25 protein-coding genes are annotated in these 23,527 nt (G+C 68.2%); 3 read left to right on the plus strand and 22 right to left on the minus strand.

Features of this window, described 5'->3' with window-relative positions:
• Position 1: 1 nt before the first annotated feature.
• Genes lpxK through AC1DJ5_RS07165 form a run of 4 tightly spaced genes read right to left on the minus strand, consistent with a single transcriptional unit; the run spans position 2 to position 4,866 of the window.
• Positions 2 to 1,039 (minus strand): tetraacyldisaccharide 4'-kinase, encoded by a 1,038-nt coding sequence (gene lpxK / locus AC1DJ5_RS07150; protein ID WP_441455366.1) that lies wholly within the window; start codon positions 1,037 to 1,039, stop codon positions 2 to 4.
• Entirely contained in the window at positions 1,036 to 2,337 is a 1,302-nt protein-coding gene (locus AC1DJ5_RS07155; protein WP_477020134.1) for a 3-deoxy-D-manno-octulosonic acid transferase, read from the minus strand. Before AC1DJ5_RS07155 ends, lpxK begins: the two co-directional genes overlap by 4 nt.
• Position 2,338: 1 nt before the next feature.
• Positions 2,339 to 3,025, minus strand: coding sequence for a lysophospholipid acyltransferase family protein (locus tag AC1DJ5_RS07160; RefSeq protein ID WP_477020135.1), 687 nt, complete (start codon positions 3,023 to 3,025; stop codon positions 2,339 to 2,341).
• Positions 3,022 to 4,866, minus strand: a complete 1,845-nt coding sequence (locus AC1DJ5_RS07165) for an ABC transporter ATP-binding protein (protein WP_477020136.1) — start codon at positions 4,864 to 4,866, stop codon at positions 3,022 to 3,024. Before AC1DJ5_RS07165 ends, AC1DJ5_RS07160 begins: the two co-directional genes overlap by 4 nt.
• A gap of 91 nt (positions 4,867 to 4,957) precedes the next feature.
• On the opposite strand from AC1DJ5_RS07165, the gene AC1DJ5_RS07170 reads away from it, so the two are divergent.
• On the plus strand, positions 4,958 to 5,623 hold the full coding sequence (locus tag AC1DJ5_RS07170) for a protein tyrosine phosphatase family protein (protein ID WP_441455614.1): 666 nt from the start codon (positions 4,958 to 4,960) through the stop codon (positions 5,621 to 5,623).
• A 3-nt stretch (positions 5,624 to 5,626) separates the two neighbouring features.
• Here AC1DJ5_RS07170 and AC1DJ5_RS07175 read toward each other — a convergent pair whose 3' ends face one another.
• The 17 genes from AC1DJ5_RS07175 to folE form a co-directional block, all read right to left on the minus strand.
• Positions 5,627 to 5,833, minus strand: a complete 207-nt coding sequence (locus AC1DJ5_RS07175) for a hypothetical protein (protein ID WP_441455370.1) — start codon at positions 5,831 to 5,833, stop codon at positions 5,627 to 5,629.
• Positions 5,830 to 6,018, minus strand: coding sequence for a hypothetical protein (locus AC1DJ5_RS07180; RefSeq protein ID WP_441455371.1), 189 nt, complete (start codon positions 6,016 to 6,018; stop codon positions 5,830 to 5,832). The genes AC1DJ5_RS07175 and AC1DJ5_RS07180 overlap by 4 nt, the downstream gene beginning before the upstream one ends.
• A gap of 98 nt (positions 6,019 to 6,116) precedes the next feature.
• The gene (locus AC1DJ5_RS07185; RefSeq protein WP_441455373.1) at positions 6,117 to 6,368 is read right to left on the minus strand and encodes a DUF4170 domain-containing protein; all 252 of its coding nucleotides are present in this window, start codon (positions 6,366 to 6,368) and stop codon (positions 6,117 to 6,119) included.
• Between the two features lie 11 nt (positions 6,369 to 6,379).
• Entirely contained in the window at positions 6,380 to 7,189 is an 810-nt protein-coding gene (locus AC1DJ5_RS07190) for a 3'(2'),5'-bisphosphate nucleotidase CysQ (protein ID WP_441455375.1), read from the minus strand.
• Entirely contained in the window at positions 7,186 to 8,532 is a 1,347-nt protein-coding gene (locus AC1DJ5_RS07195; protein ID WP_477020137.1) for a TldD/PmbA family protein, read from the minus strand. Before AC1DJ5_RS07195 ends, AC1DJ5_RS07190 begins: the two co-directional genes overlap by 4 nt.
• 43 nt (positions 8,533 to 8,575) lie before the next feature.
• Positions 8,576 to 8,971, minus strand: a complete 396-nt coding sequence (locus tag AC1DJ5_RS07200) for an MAPEG family protein (RefSeq protein ID WP_441455377.1) — start codon at positions 8,969 to 8,971, stop codon at positions 8,576 to 8,578.
• A 2-nt stretch (positions 8,972 to 8,973) separates the two neighbouring features.
• Positions 8,974 to 10,749: a M14 family metallopeptidase gene (locus AC1DJ5_RS07205; protein WP_477020138.1), complete on the minus strand. Its 1,776-nt coding sequence runs from the start codon at positions 10,747 to 10,749 to the stop codon at positions 8,974 to 8,976.
• Between the two features lie 113 nt (positions 10,750 to 10,862).
• A complete protein-coding gene (locus tag AC1DJ5_RS07210) occupies positions 10,863 to 11,342 on the minus strand; it encodes a DUF1579 domain-containing protein (protein WP_441455379.1) in 480 nt (159 codons plus the stop codon).
• 272 nt (positions 11,343 to 11,614) lie between these two features.
• On the minus strand, positions 11,615 to 11,956 hold the full coding sequence (locus AC1DJ5_RS07215) for a hypothetical protein (protein ID WP_477020139.1): 342 nt from the start codon (positions 11,954 to 11,956) through the stop codon (positions 11,615 to 11,617).
• Between the two features lie 93 nt (positions 11,957 to 12,049).
• Positions 12,050 to 13,579, minus strand: coding sequence for a UbiD family decarboxylase (locus AC1DJ5_RS07220; protein WP_477020140.1), 1,530 nt, complete (start codon positions 13,577 to 13,579; stop codon positions 12,050 to 12,052).
• 10 nt (positions 13,580 to 13,589) lie between these two features.
• Positions 13,590 to 14,231, minus strand: a complete 642-nt coding sequence (locus AC1DJ5_RS07225; protein WP_477020141.1) for a Pr6Pr family membrane protein — start codon at positions 14,229 to 14,231, stop codon at positions 13,590 to 13,592.
• Entirely contained in the window at positions 14,231 to 14,479 is a 249-nt protein-coding gene (locus tag AC1DJ5_RS07230; RefSeq protein WP_441455383.1) for a helix-turn-helix domain-containing protein, read from the minus strand. Before AC1DJ5_RS07230 ends, AC1DJ5_RS07225 begins: the two co-directional genes overlap by 1 nt.
• Before the next feature lie 34 nt (positions 14,480 to 14,513).
• On the minus strand, positions 14,514 to 15,371 hold the full coding sequence (locus AC1DJ5_RS07235) for an aldo/keto reductase (protein ID WP_477020142.1): 858 nt from the start codon (positions 15,369 to 15,371) through the stop codon (positions 14,514 to 14,516).
• Between the two features lie 179 nt (positions 15,372 to 15,550).
• On the minus strand, positions 15,551 to 16,336 hold the full coding sequence (locus AC1DJ5_RS07240; protein WP_477020143.1) for a hypothetical protein: 786 nt from the start codon (positions 16,334 to 16,336) through the stop codon (positions 15,551 to 15,553).
• 19 nt (positions 16,337 to 16,355) lie between these two features.
• Complete coding sequence (locus tag AC1DJ5_RS07245; RefSeq protein ID WP_477020144.1) at positions 16,356 to 18,185, minus strand: gamma-glutamyltransferase family protein; 1,830 nt, start codon at positions 18,183 to 18,185, stop codon at positions 16,356 to 16,358.
• Between the two features lie 149 nt (positions 18,186 to 18,334).
• The gene (locus tag AC1DJ5_RS07250; protein WP_441455388.1) at positions 18,335 to 18,775 is read right to left on the minus strand and encodes a biopolymer transporter ExbD; all 441 of its coding nucleotides are present in this window, start codon (positions 18,773 to 18,775) and stop codon (positions 18,335 to 18,337) included.
• A gap of 185 nt (positions 18,776 to 18,960) precedes the next feature.
• Positions 18,961 to 19,578 carry a GTP cyclohydrolase I FolE gene (gene folE, locus AC1DJ5_RS07255; protein ID WP_441455389.1) on the minus strand — a complete coding sequence of 206 codons (618 nt, stop codon included), beginning with the start codon at positions 19,576 to 19,578 and terminating at the stop codon, positions 18,961 to 18,963.
• 131 nt (positions 19,579 to 19,709) lie between these two features.
• On the opposite strand from folE, the gene cysS reads away from it, so the two are divergent.
• Together cysS and AC1DJ5_RS07265 are read left to right on the plus strand one after the other, a co-directional pair.
• Entirely contained in the window at positions 19,710 to 21,116 is a 1,407-nt protein-coding gene (gene cysS / locus AC1DJ5_RS07260; protein ID WP_477020145.1) for a cysteine--tRNA ligase, read from the plus strand.
• A gap of 79 nt (positions 21,117 to 21,195) precedes the next feature.
• Entirely contained in the window at positions 21,196 to 22,143 is a 948-nt protein-coding gene (locus AC1DJ5_RS07265; protein WP_477020146.1) for a homocysteine S-methyltransferase family protein, read from the plus strand.
• Here AC1DJ5_RS07265 and AC1DJ5_RS07270 read toward each other — a convergent pair.
• Complete coding sequence (locus AC1DJ5_RS07270) at positions 22,140 to 23,438, minus strand: lytic murein transglycosylase (protein ID WP_477020147.1); 1,299 nt, start codon at positions 23,436 to 23,438, stop codon at positions 22,140 to 22,142. The genes AC1DJ5_RS07265 and AC1DJ5_RS07270 overlap by 4 nt on opposite strands.
• Between the last annotated feature and the right edge of the window lie 89 nt (positions 23,439 to 23,527).

The following is a 23,527-nucleotide window of genomic DNA, read 5'->3' on the forward strand; positions in this document are numbered from 1 at the left end:
GTCAGCCTTCGGCTGGCACCTTCTCCCGCAAGGGGAGAAGGGCCTTGGTAAGGAAGCCGGCGAAAGCCGCTTCCTGCTCCAACCGCGCGACCACGGGCCAAGACACGATCCGCGTCCGCCATTCAAGCGGCAGACGCACCCAGTCCTTTTCGGTCGTCACCAGACCGGCGTCGAACAGGGCGGCCCGATCCGTAAGCAGGGCGAAGTCGCGCTCTGACAGGGCGGCGTGGTCCGGGAAGGGGACGAAGTCCTTCAGGTCGCAACCGGCGGCGATCAGCGACCGCTCGACCTTCCACGGCTTGGCGATGCCGGCGAAGCCGACCTGAGGTCCAGGCGGCGGCGCGGCGGCGGGCTCCAGCCGGGCGATGAAGACCGGCAGGTCGCCGAAGGTCGCGACCAGTTCAGGGTCGGCCTCGGCCAGGTCGGCGGGCAGCAGGATGATCACGGCGTCGGCGCGCGCCAGGCCGGCCTTTAGCGGCTCGCGCATCGGACCGGACGGGAAGACCGAGCCGTCGCCGAAGGGCCATTCCTCGTCGCGCGTCTCGCCGTCGACGACGATCAGGCTGAGGGTCTTTTGCAGCGTCGGGTTCTGATGGGCGTCGTCCAGCACCAGGGCCTCGGCCCCGGCGGCGACGGCGGCCTTGGCTCCGGCGACGCGGTCGCGAGCGATCCAGGCGGGGGCGTCGGCAGCCAGCATCAGCGGCTCGTCGCCCACGTCGGCGGCAGTGTGGAGGTTCAGATCAACCTGAACCGGCCCTTCCAGCGCGCCGCCGTAGCCCCGCGACAGGGCGGCGGCGTTGACGCCTTGCGCGTGCAGCAGACGCAGGACCTCGCGCGCGATCGGGGTCTTGCCAGACCCGCCGACCGTCAGATTGCCGATGGAGATGACAGGCGCGCCGGGATCGAGGGGCGCGGCGCGGGCGATGCGGCGGGCGGTGACGCCGGCCCAGATCCACGAAGCGGGCTTGAGAAGCATCCGCGCCACCGGCGCATGGCGGCGGTCGCGGCTGTACCACCAGCGGGGCGTGTTCAGCTTCATCGGCGGCCTCGCGAGGGGGCGGCGGGCAGGTGGGCCTGAAGCGCTAGCCACAGCCGATCCAGCCCGGCGGCGGCGTCGGCGGCGGCGCGACGGGCGCGCTCGCCCATGTCGCGGGCGGCGTCGGGATCGGCCAGCAGGGGGGCGACGACGCCGGGCAGTTCGCCCGGCGACAGCACCGAGATCAGGCCTCCCGCCTGTTTCAGCATCCGCGTCACGGCGACCCAGTTGCTGGCGTCGGGGCCAGTGACGACCGGCTTGGCCAGGCGCGCGGGCTCCAGCGGATTGTGCCCGCCGACGGCGCCGCCGCCCAGCGCGGGCGCGAACGAGCCGCCCATGACCACGACGTCGGCCAGTCGCAGGAACAGGCCCAGTTCGCCGAGGGTGTCGGCCAGATAGATGTCGGTCTGATCCGTGATCGGCTGGCGTTGGCTGCGCCGGGCAAAGCTGTAGCCATCTTGGCTCAGGGACCGCGCGATCTCGTCGGCGCGGTCGGGGTGGCGCGGCACGACGATCAGGAACAGGCGGTCCGCCAGATGGTCCAGCGCCCCGACGATGGCCATTTCCTCATGCTCGTGGGTGCTGGCGGCGACGACGACGGGGCGGTCGTCGATCAGGGCCGACAGGCGCGAGAACTCGGCCTTGTCGTAGGGCAGGGGCTCGCCAGACAGTTTCAAATTGACCTGACCGTCGACGCGGGCGCCCAGGGCCGTCAGCCGGTCGGCGCTGGCCTGATCCTGAGGCCAGACGTGGGCGAAGGTGGCCGTCAGGGCGCGGGCCATGCCGGGAGCTTTCTTCCAGCCCTCGGCGGTCTTGCCGGTGATGCGGGCGCTGACCAGGGCCAGGGCCACGCCGCGCTTTTTCGCCGCCGTCAGCAGATTGGGCCACAACTCGCTCTCGACGAAGACGCCGATGGTCGGCCGCCAATGATCGAGGAAGGCGGCGACGGCGGCGGGGCCGTCCACCGGGGCGAACTGATGGATGACGCCGGGCGGCAGGCGTCCAGCCAGAATCTGGGCCGAGGTCAGGGTGCCGGTGGTGACCAGAACCGTCACGTCGGGACGGTCCTTCCTGATGCGCTCGGCCAGCGGCAGGATGGACAGGGCCTCGCCGACGCTGACCCCGTGGATCCAGATCAGCGGCCCGGCCGGACGCGCCGCGCCAGTCAACCCCAGCCGCTCGTCGACCCGCCGCGGGTCTTCCTTGCCCTGCTTGACCCGGGCGTCGAGCAGGCGCGGGGCCAGCGGCTCGATCAGCCGGGTCAGCAGGCGATAGGCGATCAGGGCGGGACTGAAGATCACGTCAAGCGTGCCCCAACCCGGTCAGGGCGTCGGCGCGGGCCTCGACCGCGTTCAGCCGGGCGGTCCAGTCGGCGGCGACCTCGGACAGATCGGCGCCCTCGGGATAAAGGGCGGCGTCCCAGACGATGGCCCCCTTGCCGAAGGGCAGGGGCAGGATGGCGCTGTCCCAGCTGTTCAGGCGGATCGCCGGGCTGCAGGACAGGCCGATGAAGAGGGTCGGCGCGCCCGACAGCTTGGCCAGCAGCGGCAGGCCCTCGGCCATCTGACGCGCCGGGCCGCGCGGGCCGTCCGGGGTGATGGCCAGGGCGCCGACCTTTAACTGCCTCAGGCCGTCGCGCAGGGCCTGGGTCCCGCCCTTGGACTGGGCCGCCTTGTCCTTGTTGGCCGAGGAGCCGCGCACGGCGGGAAAACCCTGACGCGCCACGGCCTTGGCGATGAACTCGCCGTCGGCGCTCAATGAGATCAGCGCCTTGGCCGACTGCGCCCGGCCCAGCGGCCAGCAGGCGGGCGACAGGCCGATGCGCGAATGCCAGAAGGCGCACAGCACGCCGCCACCCTTGTCCCAGACGGCCTCGGCGAGGGCCTCGTTCTCATGCGTCCAGCGGATGGTGGCGAAGCAGAAGCGCATCCATTGCGCCAGGGTCCACGCCAGAATCGTCTGGACGACCGGATTGCGCAACGGCCTCATGCGACGGTTTCGACCGTGACGGGGGGCGAGCCGTCCAGCGACTGCTGCTTGGCCAGGCGGGCGTAGAGGCCGCCCTTCCTGACCAGGGCGGCGTGGGAGCCCTGTTCGACGACGCGGCCGGCGTCGATCACATAGATGCGGTCGGCGTTCTGAACCGTCGACAGGCGGTGGGCGATCATCAGGGTGGCGCGGCCGTGCATCAGACGCTCCAGCGCCGCCTGAACCAGGGCCTCGCTCTCGGTGTCCAGCGCCGAGGTGGCCTCGTCCAGCAGCAGGATGGGGGCGTCCTTCAGGAAGGCGCGGGCGATGGCGATGCGCTGGCGCTGGCCGCCCGACAGGCGCATCCCGGCCTCGCCGACGCGGGTGGCGTAGCCCTCGGGCAGGGCGGCGATGAAGTCGTGGGCCGCGGCGGATCGGGCGGCCTCGACGATCTGTTCGGCCGACGCGCCCTTGCGGCCATAGGCGATGTTGGCGGCGACGGTGTCGTCGAACAGGAAGGGCTCCTGCGTCACCAGGGCGATGCGCTCGCGCAGGGAATGCAACTGCAGCTCGCGAATGTCGCGGCCGTTCACCTTCACGGCGCCGGACGTCACGTCATAGAAACGCGGCAGCAGCGACAGGATGGTCGACTTGCCGCCGCCGGAGGGCCCCACCAGGGCGACGGTTTCCCCGGGCTTCACGGAAATGGACACGCCCGACAGCGTTGACGCGCCGTCTTCTTCGCCGGCTTTGTAGGCGAAGGAGACGTTCTCCAGGGCCACGGTCGCCGGACCGGGCGCCAGAGTCTCGGCGTCGTCGGCCTCGCGAATCTCGGGCTGGATGTCCAGGGCGGCGAACAGGCGGCGCGCGGCGGTCAGGCCCTCGCTCATCACCGTCTGCAGGTTGGTGACCTGACGCAGTGACTGGCCGGCCAGAAGCAGCAGGCCGATGAAGGCGGCGAACTGGCCCACGCTCATGGCGCCGTCCTGGGCGCGCCAGCCGGCGTAGGCCATGACGGCGGCGACCACGATCATGGCCACCATGTCGCTGGCCGGACCGGCGAAGGCGCGGGCGTTGGCGCCCTTGATGACGTGGCGCTGACGGCGCGCCACCACGGCGGCGATATTGGCTTCCTCGGCGGCTTCGCGGTTCTCGATCTTGATCAGACGGACGCCGTCGAGGTTCTCCATCAGGGCGGTCGACAGGTTCTCGGTCTCGGCCATGGCGCCGCGCGCCGCCTTGCGGGTCTTCTTGCCGAAGCGGCGGATGATCAGGCTGACGGCGGGCACGCCCAGCAGAACGATGGTCGTCAGGCGCCAGTCGATGAAGCCCATCGACACCAGCACGGCGACCAGCGTCAGGCCGTGCTGGGTGTAGTTGACCACGCCCGAGGTGAAGGCCTCGCGCACCAGATTGGCGTCGAACAGGACCGACGAGACGAAGGCGCCCGAGTGCTGGCTGCGCAGCCGGGCCAGATCGGCGCGGATCATGGCGGCGAACAGGCGCACCTGGATGTCGCCGACGATGCCGTGGCCCAGCCGGTTGACCAGGGCCGCCTGGGCCAGGGCCGCCAGGTTGCGGATCAGGGCCACCGCCACGATGGCCAGGGGAATGAGGATGACCGCGTGCGCGGTCGGCACGTCGAAGACGCCCCACAGCCGGATCGGCATGTCCTGGCGCACGAACAGGCCGTTGATCGCCGGCTCCAGCAGCTTCAGCAGCGCCGCCGACAGTCCGCCCGCGATCGCGGCGCACAGCATGGAGGTGAACAGGGCGGTCTTGTGATGGGCGAGATAGTCGCGCCAAATCCGGCCCAGCAGGGGGCGCAGACGTTCTGCCGGTTCGGGGGCGGTCGTGGTCATCGGTTCTCGGTCGAACGGGTTGGGCGCCAAGTCAAGCCGTGCGGCGAAGCCTGCAGGTGACGCGGTGCGGTTTCATCGCTATCTGCGGCTTATGGAGCGCTATGATCTGACCAACCCGATGGGCCGATTCAAGGCGCATTGGTCTTATTTCTGGAAGGATCACGCCTTCCTGCGCACGGCCTTCACCAACGCCCACTGGCTGGGACCTGATCTGGTGCGCACTAACCAGCCGTCGCCGGGACAGCTGGCCTATTGGCGGCGGCGCGGTATCAAGACGGTCATCAATCTGCGCGGCCAACGCGACGAGGCCTATTACTGGCTGGAGAAGGCCGCCTGCGAACGTCTGGGCCTGACCCTGATCGACGCCCCGCTGGATTCCCGCGATGCGCCCGGCCGCGACCGCATCCACCGGGCGCGCGAGCTGTTCGGCGCCATCGAGTATCCGGCCCTGATCCACTGCAAGTCGGGCGCGGACCGGGCGGGGATGATGGCGGTCCTGTATCGCCACTTCCATCTGGGTGAACCCATCTCGGCGGCCATGTCGGAACTGGGCAAGCGCACCCTGCACAGCCGCGAAGGACTGACGGGGGTGCTGGACTATGTGCTGGAGAAATACGTCAACGAGGTCGAGCCGACCGGCGTCAGCTTCGAGGACTGGATCGACAGCGACGCCTATGATCCCAAGGCCATCCGCGCCGAGTTCAAGGCCGGCTGGTGGGGCAGGCTGGTGGTCGACCGCCTGCTGAAGCGGGAATAGGCGTCAGCCCCAGGGACCGCGCTTAGGACCCTTGCCATGAAGGGCGGCCTCGGCGTCATGGCGGGCCTTGCGGTCGGCCTCCCAATGACGGAACCAGCGCGCATAGCCGCGCTCGCGGCCGAGGACGACCAGCCAGAGCGCCAGCACCAACAGCAGCGACGCCAGGGCCATGATTTGCTGGCCGTCCAGATCGTAGCCGAACAGGGTCACGGTCGCGCCTCCGGTTCGTGAGGATGGTGATGGTGGGGCGGTTCGGCCGGGGTGATCGGGTCGTTCCAGGCGGTGTCCTGGTCTTCGCCCGGACGCGGCCTGTGAGGCGGCTGACGTCGCACCACCCAGATGATCGCGACCACGGCCACGATCACCAGAAGCAGGACGATCAGGGTGGGGATCATGGCGGTCGGGTCCTCTCAGAAACGCCAAAGGCGGCTGACGAGAAAGCGCGCCAGCCGCCTGTGCGGTTCCGAACGTCGCCGTGAGGCGCGCGTGAAAATCAGGCGTCGCTGCGCGGGTCGATCAGCTTGTGCGCGTGCAGGATGAAGTAGCGCATGTGGGCGTTGTCGACGGTGGCCTGGGCGCGGGCCTTCCAGGCCTGCTTGGCTTCGTCATAGCTGCCGTAGGCGCCGACGAACTCGACCTGGGCCAGATCGCGGAAGACCGGCTCGGACGGGTGGCGCATTTCGCCGCCGATGACGAGGTGAAGCAGTTGGGGGTCGTGGGCGTCGGCCATGGATGGGGCTTCCATTGCAGGGAGGGTCAGATCGCCAGCGGGATAGGCGCTGTACGGCGCACGATCAACGGGTGAAGGGCCGGCGCGGCGCAGATCAGGCTGGTTTGTCGCGGATCAGGGCGGTTAAATCGCCACGGACGGCCCATGTGGTCGCTGACCTTGGCCCCGGCCTCCTCGGCGATCAGGGCGCCGGCGCAGACGTCCCAGTCCCATTTGGGGCTGATGGCGATCGCCGCGTCAAAAGCGCCGGCGGCGACCAGGGCCATCCGGTAAGCCAGGGCGTTGCGCTTGGTGAAGCGCATTTCCGGCCAGGGTTCGGCCCATTCTCTAGCCTCCATCAGCCGGGCGTCGGCTAGAAGCTCGGCGTCCTCCAGCGTGTCGGTGTCCGAGGCGCTGATAGGCCGGTTCTGCAACCGGGCGCCGCCGCCGAGCGTGGCCTCGAACATCTCGCCCAGCATGGGGGCATGGATGACGGCGGCGACGGGGCGACCGTCCTCGACGACGGCGATGGGCACGCACCACCACGGCTTGTTCTTCATATAGGCGACCGTGCCGTCGATCGGATCGACGACGAAGATACGCTTTTTCGTCAGGCGGTCGGCGTTATCCGCCGTCTCCTCGGACAGCCAGCCGTAGTCGGGGCGGGCGGTCAGAAGCGTGTCGCGCAACAACTGGTCCACCGCCAGATCGGCGCTGGTGACAGGCGAGCCGCCCTCCTTGGACCACACCTTCAGCCCCGCCTCGCGATGCTCGAGCGCCAGCCGGCCAGCGGCCAGCGCCGCATCGCGGATCAGCTCGAGGTCGGCAGCCCAAGGTGCTGAAGAAGCGTCGGTCATTTTCCGGCGATAGCGACCGCGTCGAACATCAGGGACGGGCTGTTGAAGGAACCGCGGAACTCCAGATCCGATCCGCGCACCAGTCGGGCGTAGAGGTCGATCAGATTGCCCGCCACGGTCACTTCGCTGACCGGATAGGCGAGCTGGCCGCCCTCGAACCAGAAGCCGGACACCCCCGCCGACCAGTCGCCGTTATTGCCGTTCAGCGACGGGCCGAACATGGAGGTGATCAGCAGGCCCGAACCGGCGTCGGCCATCAGGCCGTCGCGGTCGCGCTGACCCGGCGCCAGATGCAGGTTATGGGTCGAGACGCCCGAGGGGCCGGCCAGACCGCGCGAGGCGTGGCCGGTCGAGGCCAGACCCAGCTGGGCGGCGGCGGCCGTGTTCAGCAGCCAGGTGGTGATGACGCCGCCCTCGACGATATTGCGGCGTTCGACCGCCACGCCCTCGTCGTCGAAGGGGGTGGAGCCCAGGCCGCGCAAGCGGAAGGGATCGTCGATCAGGTTGACGCCTTCGGGCAGGACGCGCTGGCCCAGCTTGTCCTTCAGGAAGGAACTGCCGCGCGCGATGGCCGGGCCGGAAATGGCGCCCAGCAGCGGCGACAGGACCTGGGTGGCGATGCGGTTCTCGAAAATGACCGGGGCGGTGGTCGAGGCGATCTTGCGCGGGCCGACGCGGGCCACGGCCCGTTCGCCGGCCTTCAGGCCGATCTCGGCGGCGCCCGGCAGGTCGGACAGGTGGCGCGTCGCCCGGCTTTCGCCGCCGCGCTCCATCGCCCCGTCCTTCTCGGCGATGACGCCGACGCCCAGCGAGAAGGCGCTGCCCTTGTGACGACCGTCGAAGCCGTGAGACGTGACCAGACGCCATTCGCTGGCCGACCAGGAGGCGTGACCGCCCTCGGAGCGGGCGACGCCCTCGACGCCCAGGGCGGCGGCCTCGGCCTCGACGGCGGCGGCTTCCAGCGCCTCGGCGGTGCGTTCCGACGGATCGAACAGGTCGAGGTCGGCGTGCGGCCCCTGCGCCAGCCGGTCCTGCGGGGCCAGGCCCGCATAGGGGTCTTCGGGGGCCAGCTTCGCCATCGCCACGGCCCGGTCGACCAGGCGAGCGCGGGTGGCGTCGGACAGATCGGAGGCGGAAACCGTGGCCTGACGACGGCCGACGAAGACGCGCAGGCCCAGGTCGCGGGCCTCTTCGCGCTCGACCTCTTCCAGCTCGGCGTTGCGCACGCCGACGGACAGGGAGGCGCGGTGGGCCGAGACGGCTTCGGCGGCGTCGGCGCCGGCCTTCAGCGCGGCGGCGACCAGATCGTGGAGGATGTCGGGGGAGGGCGTCTGTTGGGACATGCCCCGATATGGCGGACCCGCCCCCGCATCGCAACCAGAAGGCTCAGATCACCGACCAGGCGATCAGGCTGACGGCGGCGATCAGCAGGGCCAGCCAGGTCAGGACCATGCCCGTGACCCGGCCCAGCGACGGTCCCTTCTGGAACAGCAGGCCGAGGCCGTGGATGACCCGGCCCAGGAACAGCACGCCGCCGACGCCGTGGATCAGCAGGGGCGGGGCGCCGACGAAGGCCAGCAGGATCAGGCCGCAGATGCCCGCGGGCACATATTCGGCGGCGTTGCCGAAGGCGCGGACGGCGGGGGTCATCTCGGGATTACCGCCGTCGCCGAACTCGATCATGAACCGACGGCGGCGGCCGACCACGACGCTGGACAGGACCAGCAGGGTCAGGATCAGCAATCCGCCCCACAGGGCGGCGGCCTGGATCGAAGGGACCATGCTCAGTTCTCCCGCCCGACCGGATACAGCCGGTAGCGCTGATCGTAGAAGGGGGTGCGTTCATAGAACCAGGCCAGACGCGCGTCCCCGTCGGCGGCGAAGGCGGGCTCGGCCGCCAGCTTGGCCTCGAACTCGGCCTTCAGCGCCGGATCGGCGGCCAGCATCTTCTCGGCCAGCGGGGCGATGGCGTAGGCCTCGATGTATTCGACGCGGCTCAGCACCTCGGGGAACATGCCCCAGGCGAAGAAGCTCTCGTTCGACTGCGGCTCCAGCAGCAGGATGGCGAGGTCGCCCATCGGTTGATCGGTCGGCACGCGCACCGAGCCGACGGGGAAGGTCCAGTCCTTGGCCTCGGCGCGGACCTCGCTGACCGTGATCGGCACATGGCCCTCGTTGGTGCGGGCCGAGACCTTGGGATCGACCAGGCGCAGCATGTCGACGGCGACGGTGCGCGGCGCGGCCAGCGTCTCCATCTGCACGCCGTGGGTCTTCAGCCGCTCAATGATGTCGGCGCGATAGGACGGCACCCAGTAGGCGGTCGGACGCTTCAGCGTCAGGGTCGGGTGCGAGCCAAAGAAGGGCACCTGCCACAGCACCGGGTCCGGCTGACCCAGCCAGCGCAGTTCGGGACGACCCGAGGCGGCGCTGTCGTAGGTGTCGTAGAGGATGCCCTTGAACGGGCGGATCCGCGTCGGCTGATCGTCGCCGTCGAAATTGGCGGGCAGTTCGGCGGGACGCAGGGCGCGGTCGGCGCTGATGGCGGCGCGCAGGGTCTGCGACTTGTCGGCCAGCAGCTTCAACGCCGATTCCAGGAAGATATAGGTGCCCAGAACCCGCTGCTCGTGCGGTTTCAGGCTGTGGTTCTCGATCAGGATGGTCGGGACGTGGGCCGCCGAGCCCCAGCCGTTGGAATAGCGCTCGCCCAGACCGCCGTCGTTCATGCCCTTTTTCGGATCGCGGTCGTCGATGGCGAAGACCAGTTCGCCGGGGATGTGCCCTTGCGCCTCTAGCGCGGCGTCCATGTCGGGCTTGAAGGCATCGTCCAGCCATTTGGCGATGGCCGGGCTGCGGCTCCAGATGCCGTCCTCGCCGTTGTAGCCGTAGGTGACGTCGTATTGATAATCGATGCCGTCGGTGACGTGGATGTCGAGGTAAAGGTCTGGATTGTACTTGTGGATCAGGCCCATGACGGCCTGCATCTCGGTCTGGTCCAGCTTCATGAAGTCGCGGTTCAGGTTCTGGTTGGTCGCCGTGTGACGCCAGCCCTGATTGCGCGGTCCGCGCTGGTTGGGGCGGGAATAGGGGCTGGTCCGCTCGTGCCCGTCCACGCTGAGGATCGGGATCAGGATCAGGTTGGCGCGGTCCAGCAGGCTGTCCTTGCCGTAGAAGGCCATGTCGCGCAGCAGCATCATGCCCGCGTCCTTACCGTCGATCTCGCCGGGGTGGATGCCGGCCTGGGCCAGCAGGACGGGCTTCTTCGGGTCGAGCGTGGCGCCGTCCTTGGACGCGATGACGGCGTAGATCGGCCGCCCCTCCGGCGAGACGCCGAACTGTTCGATGCGGATCAGGTCCGAGGCCGCGTCCAGCCGGTCGAACCAGACCCGGGTGTCGGCGTAGGTCGGGCTGAAATCACGGGCGGCGTCCGCCTCGAAAGCCGAGACCCACGGATCCGACGCGTCGCGCAGCAGGGCGCGGCTGGCGCCGTTCCAGGCAGGCGCGGGCGGCAGGAAGGCCTGGTCCCACGGGGCGGCGTTGGGCACGGAAGGGGACTGGGACATGGCGGGACTCGCGAGCACGGCGGTTAGGACGGCCGGCAGGATAAGGCGGCGCATACTGGCGCTCCGGTGGACGACCGGCGGACCTTAACCGCATTCGCCCCAGGCGCCAGCCGTCAGGCGCTGGTGAAGTCCATGATCCAGTTCACTTCCCAGGTCGCGCCGTCGTCATAGGAGAAGGACTGGGTCCAGCGCGGGTGGGCCGTGTCGGTGCGGCTCCATTCATAGCGGGCGATGATGGGGCGTCCGCCATCGACATCCGGCCCCTCGAACCGGCCCAGGCCGTCGCGGAAGCGGCCGCGCACCGGGGGCTGCATCCGCCCGTCGGCGTCGCTGATCCAATAGATGGACCATTCGCCGGTCGCCCGGTCGAGTGTGCGCACGGCCATGCCCATCCAGCCGCGCGCCGCGCAGACTTGCTCCTCGACATTGGCCACGCCGCCCAGCTGGGGCCGGCATTGTGAGGTGCTTTCGAAGGAGTCCCAGTCGTCGCAGCCGACGCCGCGCGCCACCAGACGGCGGTGCTCCACGGTCCAATGGCCGAACTGAAAGTCGAAGTCGGCGGTGCGGGGCGCGTCGGCGGTTTGGACGGTCATGGCGGGTCTCCTCCTCACGATGGCTAAGGGCAGGCTGGGTCGGCCTCGAAAGCCGTGACCCACGGATCCGACGTGTCGCGCAGCAGGCTCCGTTCCAGGCGGGCGCGGGCGACAAGGCCTGGCCCTACGGCGCGGCGTTGGGGCCAGGGGAATCCGGAGGGCTGGACTCTGACATGGCGGGACTCGACGCGAGCGCCGCGACGACGGCGAGGAACAGGCTGATGCGCATGGCGCCTGTTTTCCGCCGTCGCGGGCGCGCTGATCAAGTCCGATCAGCCGTTCCGTTTGGCGTGAAGACGGTCGATGGTGGTCTGGGCCTCTTGTCGGCGGGCCGTGTGCCTTTGCCATTCGGCCCGCTGGGCCTCCGTCAGGCCCCCGGCGGTTTCATTGGCGGCTTCGAGGTCGGCGATCTTGCCGTCCAGATCCTGCACTTCGTCCTCGGCCGCGGCCAGACGGTCCTGTTCCGCCTCCGAAAGGCGCGGACGCGGGCGGGGAGGCGCGCGACGGGCCATGCCCCCGGATCCCACGCGAACCTGAGCGTCAGCGAAGGTGGGGCTATACAGGGCGGGCGTCGCCACAACGAGGGCGAGGGTCAGAATGAAGGCGGGCTTCATGGAGCACTCCGATTGATACTTCGAAACGCTATGACGAGATTACGGCTTCGTCATCTGAAATCTCATTTGAGACACATTTGGCCTTCTTGGACCCTATTTCCAGATCGGGGTTCCGTCGCCCGGCAATCCGAGGCGGTCCCAGAGGTCGTTGACTCGCTCGATCACGGCGTCGTCCATGCGGATTTCCTCGCCCCACTCGCGCTTGGTCTCCGGCTCCCACTTGTCGGTGGCGTCCAGACCAATCTTGGACCCCAGGCCGCTCTCGGGCGAGGCGAAGTCCAGATAGTCGATGGGGGTGTTCTCGATGACGGTGATGTCGCGGGCCGGGTCCATCTTGGTCGAGATGGCCCACATCACGTCCTTCCAGTCGCGGGCGTTGATGTCGTGGTCCACGACGATGATCCACTTGGTGTACATGAACTGCCGCAGATAGCTCCAGCAGCCCATCATCACCCGCTTGGCGTGGCCGGGGTAGGCCTTCTTCATCGACACCACGGCGATGCGATAGCTGCACCCTTCGGGGGGCAGCCAGAAGTCGACGATCTCGGGGAACTGCTGGCGGATCAGGGGGATAAAGACCTCGTTCAACGCCTCGCCCAGCACGGACGGCTCGTCCGGCGGACGGCCGGTGAAGGTGGTCAGATAGATGGGGTCCTTGCGCATGGTGATGGCGCTGACCTGGAAGACCGGGAACTTCTCGACCGAGTTATAGTAACCGGTGTGGTCGCCGTAGGGGCCTTCGTCTTCGAACTCGTCCAGCAGGACGTGGCCTTCCAGCACGATCTCGGCGTTGGCCGGCACCATCAACGGCACGGTCTTGCAGGCGACCAACTCGGCCTTGGAGCCGCGCATCAGGCCCGCGAACTGATACTCCGACAGGGTCTCCGGCACCGGGGTCACGGCGGCCAGGATGGTGCCGGGGTCGGCGCCGAGCACGACGGCGCAGGGCAGGGGTTCGCGCTTGCCCGCCTTCTTGTGCCGGGCGTAGTGCTGGGCGCCGCCGCGATGGGCCAGCCAGCGCATGATGGCCTTGTCCTTGCCCAGGACCTGCATCCGATAGATGCCCAGGTTGAAGTCGTCCTCGCGGTCGTCCGACGGCCCCTTGGTCACGACCAGACCCCAGGTGATCAGAGGCGCCGGCTCGCCGGGCCAGCAGCCCTGGATCGGCAGGCTGTTCAGGTCGATCTGGTCGCCCTTTAGCACCACCTCTTGAACCGGAGCCTTCTTCACGACCTTGGGCCGCATGGCCATGACCGTCTTGGCCAGGGGCAGCATCTCCATGGCGTCGCCGAAGCCGCGGGGCGGCGTCGGGTTGCGCAGGAAGGCCAGCAGTTCGCCGACTTCGCGCAACTCGCCCGCCGTGGTGCGGGTCTTGCCTTCCAGCGTCACGCCCATGGCGACGCGCTTCACCGTGCCGAACAGGTTGGCCAGGCAGGGAATGGGGCTGATCGAGCCGTCCGGCATGACCGGCTTCTCGAACAGGACCGCAGGGCCGCCGTTCCGCAGCAGCCGGGTCTGGATCTCGGTCATCTCCAGCGTGGTGGAGACGGGTTCGGAGACGCGAACCAGTTCGCCGTCGGCTTCGAGGACAGCGATGAAATCGCGCAGGGACTTGTAGGCCATGTGCTGACGCTTAAGCGGACGCGGGCCGTCTGTCACGCCGTCCGAAGGTGCGGTCGATCGCCACGACGATCAGGCCGACGATCAGGAAGAAGACCAGCAGGCCCGCGAAATAGACCATGGCCTTGCCCAGCCCCAGCTTGTCCACGTTCACGAACCAGTAGGGCCACCAGCCGCTCAATGCGCCGTGCAGCAAGGTCCAGGCCCCATAGGCCAGCACCGGGACCAGCCATTTTACCGGGTCGATCCAGCGCAGCCGCCCCTTGGGGGTGAACAGCAGCCAGTCCAGCGCGAAGCCGGCGGGCATGACATAGTGCAGCAGATCGTTGGCGACCAGCGACCAGGCCTGAGGCTTCCCGGTGGCGGCCAGCAGGAAGTGATAGGTCAGGCCGACCACGACGATATACATGGCCAAGGCCGCTCGCACGCCCTCGCTGGCGGACCAGCGCCCCAGCCGGCTGCTCGGCGCCAGGACCGGCGCGGTCAGGGCCAAGGCGACCAGAATATTGCTCAGGATGGTGAAATAGCTGAAGAAATGCAGCGTCAGCACGCCCGGGGCCTGATCAGGATTGCCCGTTATGGTCACGCCATACTGCAGAGCCACGGCGAACCAGCCTATGCAAGCGAAGACGGCGCGATAGAGACGGGCGGCCATCAGCAGGCCGGAACGTCCGACCTCAGAGCCCAGACCGGCAGGCGCAGGGCGCGGATCGCGGCGTCGATCTGGGCGGTGTTCAGATGTTCGCGACCCGCCTCGACACGGCGCAGGCCCTCGGGTGTCAGGTTCAGGGCGACGGCGAGATCGGACGAGGCGACGCCTCGCTGATCGCGCCATCGCCGGATGCGGGCGCCGATGACGGCGTCGATCGGGTCAACGCCCGGAAACCCCAGAACCGAACCCATCGTCGCCTCCCGACGCCCCGATCAGGCGTTGCTGTCAGACGGCATCCTGATCCCATTGGAAGGCAGCGTCCAGCCAGTCGCCGAGGCGGCCGTCGGGACGGGCCAGGGCATGGATAAGCGCCATCTCTTCGGCCGACAGTTCGAAGTCGAAGATGTCGAAATTCTCGGCTGCGCGAGTTTCCTTGGCGGTGCGCGGAATGGCGGCCACGCCCTGCTGGATGATCCAGCGCAGGGTGACCTGGCCGTTGGTCTTGCCGTGGGCCCTGGCGATTTCGCCGATCACCGGGTCGTCGGCGATCTTGCCCTGGGCCAGCGGCGACCAGGCGGTGATGGACGAGCCCAGTTCGCGCGCCGTCTCGATCAGCGTCTTCTGCGACAGATAGGGGTGATACTCGACCTGGTTGGTCACCAGCGGCGCCTTGGACAGGCCGGCCGCCTGACGGAACAACGCCGACGGGAAGTTGGACAGGCCGATGTGGCGGGTGAAGCCCTGTTCCTGCGCCTCGTTCAGGGCGCCGATGGTTTCCTCGAAGGACGGCGTCGGCTTGGGCCAGTGCAGCAGCAGCAGGTCGGGCGTCAGCCCCAGGCTGGCGGCCGATTCCTCGGCCTGACGCAGCAGGGCGTCGGCTTGGAAATGCTCGACCCAGATCTTGGTGGTGACGAAGACGTCCTCGCGCGCCACGATCCCTTCGGCCACGGCGTCGGCGATGCCGTCGCCCACGGCCTTCTCGTTCTTGTAGATCCAGGCCGTGTCGATGTGGCGATAGCCGATGCGCAGGGCCTCGCGCACCATGCGCCGCGTGTCCTCGCCTTCCAACTGCCAGGTGCCGAAGCCGAGCAGCGGAATCTCCACGCCCGAGGCGGTGACGGTCGGTTGGTTCGAATAGGACATGGGGAGGCTCCGGGCGCGGTCTGGGAGCGCTCGATATAGGCGCTGGATCAGCCTTCGCCATTCTCCAGCCAGTGGAAAATCCGGTCCACAGCGGCTCCATGCCCTTGCGGAAGGCGTCCCTGTGGCCGACGCGCCGCGCGCCGAACTCTAGGCGATTGACGCGGCGTCAGGTCAAGCGGTCAGTCTTTGGCGACAGGCGGCGAAGCTGTCACGGGGCCCAGCGCCAGGACGCCGTCGAACGCGCCTTCGCCGTAGGGGGTGAGCATGACGCCTCGCGCTGTGGCGTCGTAGCTGGCCGCCATCGGATTGGCGCCGCAAGCGTCCTGTCCGCAGTTCCAGGCTGTTCCGCCCTGTTGAACGACAAGCAGGCTGACGACTTCCTTGGCCGGAAGAAGGGCCGTCGCCGGCATGAGGTCGAAGCGTTCGAGATGAGTCTTGCGGGCGTGGATGTTTCCGACGAGCACCAGAACCCGCGCCTCGGGGCGGGCATGAAGCGCGTCAGTAAGGCCAACCGCCATGTCGAGTTCATAGTAGCTCTGCGACAGGCTGCGCGGTCGGGATCGGTTAGGCTGGAAGGCGTGGAAGGCCACGTCGCGCCCCTCGGCCTTCAGGCCCCGAACCGATTCCAGCATGGTGAGCATGGCCGTGCTGGATCGACCGTCGGCCATCTTCGGGTCGAGGAACATGGTGCCGTTTAGCGTCGCGGCGGCGGTATCGGCGTCGGGCGCCGCCAGGAAGGCGTCGAGCTGAGGCTGCATCGACTGAGGCAACTCCAGAGCGACGGTCACGGCTCCCTGCGCGGCGGCGGCGCAGACCATTTCGGCGAAGGCGGCCGGCGTTTCCGTCGTGCCGTGCATCTCTCCCACAACCACGAAGCGGGTTTCCGGGCGCCACAAGGCGTCCGTGCCGGTTGGAGCCGAACAGGGCGTCGTGGCGAGAAGAGCGGCGGACAAAAGCGCAAGCATCGGATGGTCCTTTCCGGGATCAATAGGCCAGGGCGTTGCCGTCCTTGCGCATTTCGGTGGCGGCGCCGTAGGTCCAGCGGCCCTGTGCGTTGATCTGCTTCATGACGTTCTGATAGCCGCCGAAGCCGCCGTCGGGCGGGCCGAGGTCCCAGCCCATCGCGGTCAGTCGCTGCTTGGTCGCTGCCGGCACGCCGGATTCCAGGTGCAGCTTGCCGACGCCCTCGGCGGGCTGGCCGGTCGGCTCGGACGAGCCGTAGTGCTGCCAGCGCGGGCTGTCGCCGGCCTCCTGCGGGTCCAGGCCGTAGTCGACCATGTTGATGATGATCTGTGCCTGACCCTGGGGCTGCATCCCGCCGCCCATGACGCCATAGGCCAGCCAGGGCTCGCCGTCCTTGCAGGCGAAGCCGGGGATGATGGTGTGGAAGGGGCGCTTGCCCGGCGCATAGACATTGGGGTGGCCGTCGGTCAGGGCGAACAGTTCGCCCCGGTCCTGGAACATGAAGCCCAGCGTCCGCCCGTCCGGGCCATCGGGGGTCAGGCCGGAGCCCATGCCGCGATAGTTGGACTGGATCCAGCTGACCATCATCCCGTCCTTGTCGGCCACGCTGAAATAGGTGGTGTCGCCCTGGGTCGGGGCGTCGCCGGGGAAGACCCGGTCCATGACGCGGTCGGGGTTGATCAGTTTCGCCCGCTCGGCGGCGTAGGCCTTGGAGTTCAGCCAGGCGGTCGGGGCCTTGCTGAAGCGTTCGTCGGCGAAGTAGCGGGCGCGGTCCTCGAAGGCCAACCGCTTGGCCTCGGCCTGGTGGTGGATGGAGGCGGCGGACTGGAAGCCCATGCCCTTCAGGTCGAACTGCTCGCAGATGTTGAGGATCTGGTTGGTCGACAGGCCCTGGGTGTTCGGCCCCAGGCTATAGACTTCGACCCCGCGATAGGTGGTCATCAGCGGCTCGACCCATTCGGTGCGATGGGCGGCCAGGTCGGCGCGGGTCATCCAGCCGCCGATGCGCTTGAAATAGCGTTCGATATGGTCGGCGATCACGCCGTCGTAGAAGGCGTCGCGGCCGCCCTCGGCGATCAGGCGCAGGGTGCGGCCCAGGTCCGGGTTGGCGAAGACCTCGCCCACGCGCGGGGTTCGGCCGTTAGGGCGATAGACCTTCTGACGGTTGTCATTCTCTTCGATCTGGGCGGCGGCGCGGTCGAAGCCGACCATGTTTCGCTCCAGATACCAGGCGATGACCTGGGGCATGGGCACGCCCTGTTCGCACAGTTCTGCGACGGGCAGCAGGACGTCCTTCCACGGCAGCTTGCCGTAGCGCTGGTGCGCGCTCCACCAGGCGTCGACCGTGCCGGGCACGTTGATGGTCACGGCGCCGTATTTGGGCAGGTAGCCGTCCGGGCCGGCCTTGGAACGGGCGGTGGCCAGAGACAGGCCGCGCGGGCTGTTTCCCGAGCCGTTGAAGCCGACGACCTTCTTCTGGGTCGGGTCCCACATCAGGCAGAAGGCGTCGCCGCCGATGCCGTTGGCGGTGGGTTCCAGGAAGCCCAGGGCGGCGTTGATGGCGATGGCGGCGTCGATGGCCGAGCCGCCGCGCCGCAGGGTGTCCAGACCGATCAGGGTGGCGGCGGGGTGGGCCGTGGCGGCTGCGCCATTGGCGCCCCAGACGGTCGAGCGGCCGACGAACTTGGGTCCCGTCACTCGGTCGCCGATGCCGACGCCCGCATAGGGATCGGCCGGACGGGGGGCGGGGGCGGCGGCCCTGGGAGCCACGGCGGTCTGCGCGGCGGCTGAACCGGCTCCGGCCAGAAGGGCGCCTGCAGGCAGGGTGGACAGGAAGGTGCGGCGATGCATGGCGATTTCCCCCGAAATGAACAGCCTGCATCAAGGACCGGACGGCGGGCGGGAGCAAGCGTCGAGATGACGATCGGCGACGAATTCGGGCAAAGAAAAAGGGCCGCCCGACGGGGCGACCCTTTTCCTGATCCTCGGTGAAGAGGGTCTTAGCTGATGTCTTCGTTCAGAAGGCCGACCTTGTAGAAGCCGTTTTCCTGAAGCTTGTTCATGACTTCCATGAACTGGTTGTATTTCACTTCCGCCTGGGCGCGGACGAAGACGCGTTCTTCGCGGCAGTCGGTGGCCACATCCTGAGCCGCGCAGACGTCGGCCGGCAGGGTGGCGAGCGAGGTTTCCTTCTCGGCGATGTAGATGCCGCCCGCTTCCTGGATCGTGATGTACACGGGTTCCTTGGGCTTCTCGTTCGCGGCGGGCGGGGTCGCCGGCGGAAGGTCCAGCTTGATCGACACGGTGGCCAGCGGCGCGGCGACCATGAAGATGATCAGCAGCACCAGCATGATGTCGACGAACGGCGTGACGTTGATGTCCGCGTTCTGTTCGATCGTCTTGCCGCCTTGGCCCGCGGGACCGGAAAGTTTAGAGCCCATACGCCATCGTCTCCATCACGGCTCGCATTCTTCGGCGAGCAGCACTCAAAGGTATGGTTCGTCTCTTGGCGTCCCGCGCCGGGCTTGTAAAGCCGTCATGCGTGACGAATTCGCGTCATCGGGCAATAAGATTGCATAACCGGCCGTTTCGCAGGTGCGAGACGACCGGTTCAAACCCCTTGCTCTCAGCCCTTGGCCAGCCTGAGGAAGCGGTCAGCCAGGGCCGGGTCGTCCTTGAAGGCGCCGGTGAAGCGGGTGGTGATGGTGGTGACGTGGCGGTGATGCACGCCGCGCGTGGTCATGCACTGGTGGGCGGCGTCCAGCAGGACGGCGACGCCCCGCGGCTGCAGGTGCGATTCGATGGCTTCGATGATGTCGTTGGTCAGCGTCTCCTGGTTCTGCAGGCGACGGGCGTAGATCTCGACCACGCGCGCCAGCTTGGAGATGCCCACGACCTTTTCGCCCGGCAGATAGGCGACATAGGCCTTGCCCAGGAAGGGGGCCATGTGGTGCTCGCAGTGGCTCTCGATCTCGATGTCGCGCAGGATGACCATGTCGTCATAGCCGGTCACGTCCTCGAAGGTGCGCGACAGCTCCTTGCCGGCATCGGCGTCATAGCCGTCGAACCATTCGCCATAGGCGTCGACAACGCGCTTGGGCGTATCGATCAGGCCGGGACGTTCGGGATTGTCGCCCGCCCAGGCGATCAGGGTGCGCACGGCTTCAAGCGCCTGCTCGCGGCTGGGGCGCTTGAGGGCTTCCTCGTTGGCGACGAGAACGGGCTTGGCGGGCGTGTTGCTCATGAATCTGTCCAACGGCGGCGGGGGAGGGCCCGCTGCGGCTTACCTTTTACCAATGGGCGTAGGATGTGTATCAGGCCGCTATATGGGACAGGTTGTCCGTCCCGCAAGAAAACTCGCAAAGACTGCTCCTGATGCCGTTGCACATTCATGACACCCTGCGCCGTGAAAAGCGTCTGTTCGAACCGCGCGATCCGAGCCGGGTGACCCTCTATGTCTGCGGGCCGACGGTTTATGACTACGCCCATATCGGCAATGCGCGCCCGCCGGTGGTGTTCGACGTCCTGGTGCGGCTGCTGCGCCGGACCTATGGCGCGGATCAGGTGATCTACGCCCGCAACGTCACCGACGTGGACGACAAGATCAACGCCAAGGCCGCCAAGGAAGGCGTCGCCATCGGCGAGGTCACGGCCCGCTACGAGGCCGCGTATCTGGCCGACATGGGCCTGTTGAACGTGTCGCCGCCCGATCTCGCCCCGCACGTCACCGACTATATCGACGCCATCGTCAGCCAGATTCAGGCCATCGTCGACGCCGGCTGCGCCTATGCCGCCGAAGGTCACGTGCTGTTCGACGTGTCCAGCTACCCGGCCTACGGCGCGCTGTCGGGGCGCAATCTGGACGACATGATCGCCGGCGCCCGCGTCGAGATCGCGCCCTACAAGAAGAACCCGCACGACTTCGTCCTGTGGAAGCCGTCCAAGGCCGACGAGCCGTCCTGGCCGTCGCCGTGGGGCGAGGGGCGTCCCGGCTGGCACATCGAATGCTCGGCCATGATCGAACAGACTCTGGGCCTGCCTATCGACATCCACGGCGGCGGCATCGACCTGGTCTTCCCGCACCACGAGAACGAGATCGCCCAGGGCGTCTGCGCCCACGGTCACGCCCACGGCGATCAGGCGCACGATGAGTACGCCCGCTACTGGATGCACAACGGCTTCCTGACCGTGGACGCCGAGAAGATGTCCAAGTCGATCGGCAACGTCCTGCTGCTGCACAATCTGGTGCAGGCCATGCCGGGCGAGGTGGTGCGCTGGGCCTTGTTGAGCGCGCATTATCGTCAGCCTCTGGACTGGAACCAGACCCTGCTGGAGCAGAGCCGCAAGAACCTCGACCGCCTGTACGGCGCCCTGCTGCGGGCGACGGCGGTCGAACCTTTGACGGACGAACCCCCGGCGGAGTTCCTGAAAGCCGTCGAAGACGATCTGAACACGCCCGGCGCCATGGCGGTGCTGTTCGGCCTGTCCAGCGAGATCGAGCGCGGCATGACCGCTGGCGACATCGCGGCGGTGGGGACCGCCAAGGGGCAACTGATCGCGGCGGGATCGATTCTCGGCGTGCTGCTGGCCGATCCGTCGGAATGGTTCTCGGGCGTGGACGAAGGCCTGAAGGTCGAGGTCGAAGCCCTGCTGGCCGAACGTCAGACGGCGCGCGCCGAAAAGGACTGGGGCGAAGCCGACCGCATCCGCGACCGCCTGAACGAGCTGAACGTGGTCGTCATGGATGGCCCGCAGGGCGCGACGTGGCGGGTGAAGGGCTGAGTCTTCTCTCGGATCTGCAGGAACGGTGAAATCTGATATGGATGGGGTCTGAACACAGGCGGAACCGGGAGATTAGCCTATGTCTCGTTTCAGAAATGCGCTGCCCCAGCTTGGCGGCGACATGTTCCTGACCGACGCCGGTCTGGAAACCGACCTCATCTTCAACCGCAACATTCCGATCCGGGAGTTCGCCGCCCACACGCTGCTGCCCGACCCGGCGGGGCGTGCGGCTCTGGAGGCCTATTTCAGCGGCTTTTTGCGTCTGGCGCAGGAGGTGGACGCCGGGTTCATCCTCGACGCCGTGACGTGGAAGGCGCAGCGGCGCTGGGCGCCTGATCTCCAGGCCTCGATCGAGGAACTGCAGGCCGCGAACGAGGCGGCGGTAGCTTTCGCCGCCGCCCTGCGTGATCGCGCGGACAATGCCCGACCCATCGTCCTGGGCGCCTTGATCGGGCCTCAGGGCGACGCCTACCGACCGGAGCGCCGCATCGCGGCCGAAGACGCCGAGGGCTACTTCGCAGAGCAACTCGGCTGGCTGGCGGCGACCGAGGTCGACATGGTGACCGGGCTGACGTTCAACCAGGCGGGCGAAGCCGTAGGGTTGGTGCGCGCGGCGAAGGCCTTGGGCCTGCCCGCGGTGATTTCTTTCACGGTCGAAACCGATGGCGCGCTGCCCGACGGTCAGCCCCTGGCCGAGGCGATCGCGGAGGTGGACGCCGAAACCGATCAGGGCCCGGCCTATTTCATGATCAACTGCGCCCATCCCGATCATTTCGCCAGCGTTCTGGACGGGCGCGACTGGACCCGCCGGATTCGGGGCGTTCGCGCCAACGCTTCACGGCGCAGCCATGTCGAACTCGATGAAGCGCCCGATCTCGATGCGGGCGATCCCGATGAATTCGGCCAGTTGCACGGCAGGCTGCGCGACCGCTTGCCGTGGATCAACATTTGGGGCGCCTGCTGCGGCGGCGACCTTCGCCATGTCAGCCGGATCGCCAGGGCCGTCAGCGACGGCCCGCCCGCTTAGCGCGCCTTTCGGATCAGCTCGTCGGCCAGCATGTCCGTCAGATAGCCGTCCGCGACCCGCCCGTTGGCCTGCTGCCAGCGGCGCAGGGCCGTGCGGGTGTTGGTGCCGATGACGCCGTCCACCCCTTGCGTGTCGAAGCCCATCTTCGTCAGGGCCGTTTGGGCGCCGACGCGCTGTTCGCGGGTCAGGGGGCCGTCGTTGGGCCAGGTCGCGGTCAGCGCAGGCTTGCCCTGCACCCCGTCGGCGATCAGGCCGATGGCGAGCGCATAGCTGACCGAGTTGTTGTAGCGCCGGATCACGTAGTGGTTGGGCAGGGCCAGGAAGACCGGCCCCTTGGCGCCCTGCGGCAGCAGGATGGTCGCGCCCTCGGCGGCTTCGTCCGGGTTCAGGGCCGCGCCGTTGGCCAGACGCACGCCGCGTCCCGCCCAATAGGCCCAGTTGTGCTTGGGCCCCTCGGCCTGGCTGTAGTCGAAGCCGGCGGGCAGGATGACCTCATAGGCCCATCCCTGGCCGCGCTTCCATCCGGCCTGGGCCAGCAGGTTGGCGGCCGAGGCCAGGGCGTCGGCGTCCGAGCCCCAGATGTCGACCTTGCCGTCGCCGTTCTGATCGACGCCCAGCTTCAGATAGCTGTCGGGCATGAACTGGGTCTGGCCCATGGCGCCGGCCCAGCTGCCCTTCAGGCCTGCACGATCGCGACGACCGTCGACGACGATGTCGAGCGCGTTCTTCAACTGGTCCTCGGCCCAGGCGCGGCGGCGGCCTTCATAGGCCAGGGTCGCCAGCGAGCGGATCACGTCGAAATCGCCCTGAACCTGACCGAAGGCGCTTTCCTGAGCCCAGACGCCCAGAAGAATCTCGGTCGGCACGCCGAATCGCTGGGTCACCTCCCACGGCACGCGGTCGACGCGTTGGCGGGCCATGGCGATTCGCGAGGCCGCCGTGGCGCTCTTGATGTAGTCGCCGGCGGGGCGCGAGAATTCGGGCTGGTTGCGGTCCAGGCGGATGACGCTGGCGTTGGGCGTCACGTTCTGCAGCTCGCGCGAATACTCCCACTTCCGCGCGCCGCCGTGGCGGCTGAGGAAGCCCTGCTTCCACGCCTCGAAGCCCGCCTGATCATAGGCGTCCGACAGGTCCATGGCGGCCGGGGGCGGCGTCGAGGGCGGCGTCGAGGGCGGCGTGGCGGGGGCCGGCTCGACGACCGCCGGGGGCGCGGGCTGCGGCTGTGGCGGCGTCGGCATCATGGGCGCGCAGGCGGCGACCGAACCAAGCAGGACAAGACGATAAGCGATACGCATGACCACAGGCTAACGCCCCCGAATTCCACTACCAATCACAAGCGCGCGAAGCCTGTCGGGGTTTCCGTGATAAGGGTTAAGGCGGCGCT

It is taken from the genome of Brevundimonas sp. 01N35, from assembly GCF_056399785.1.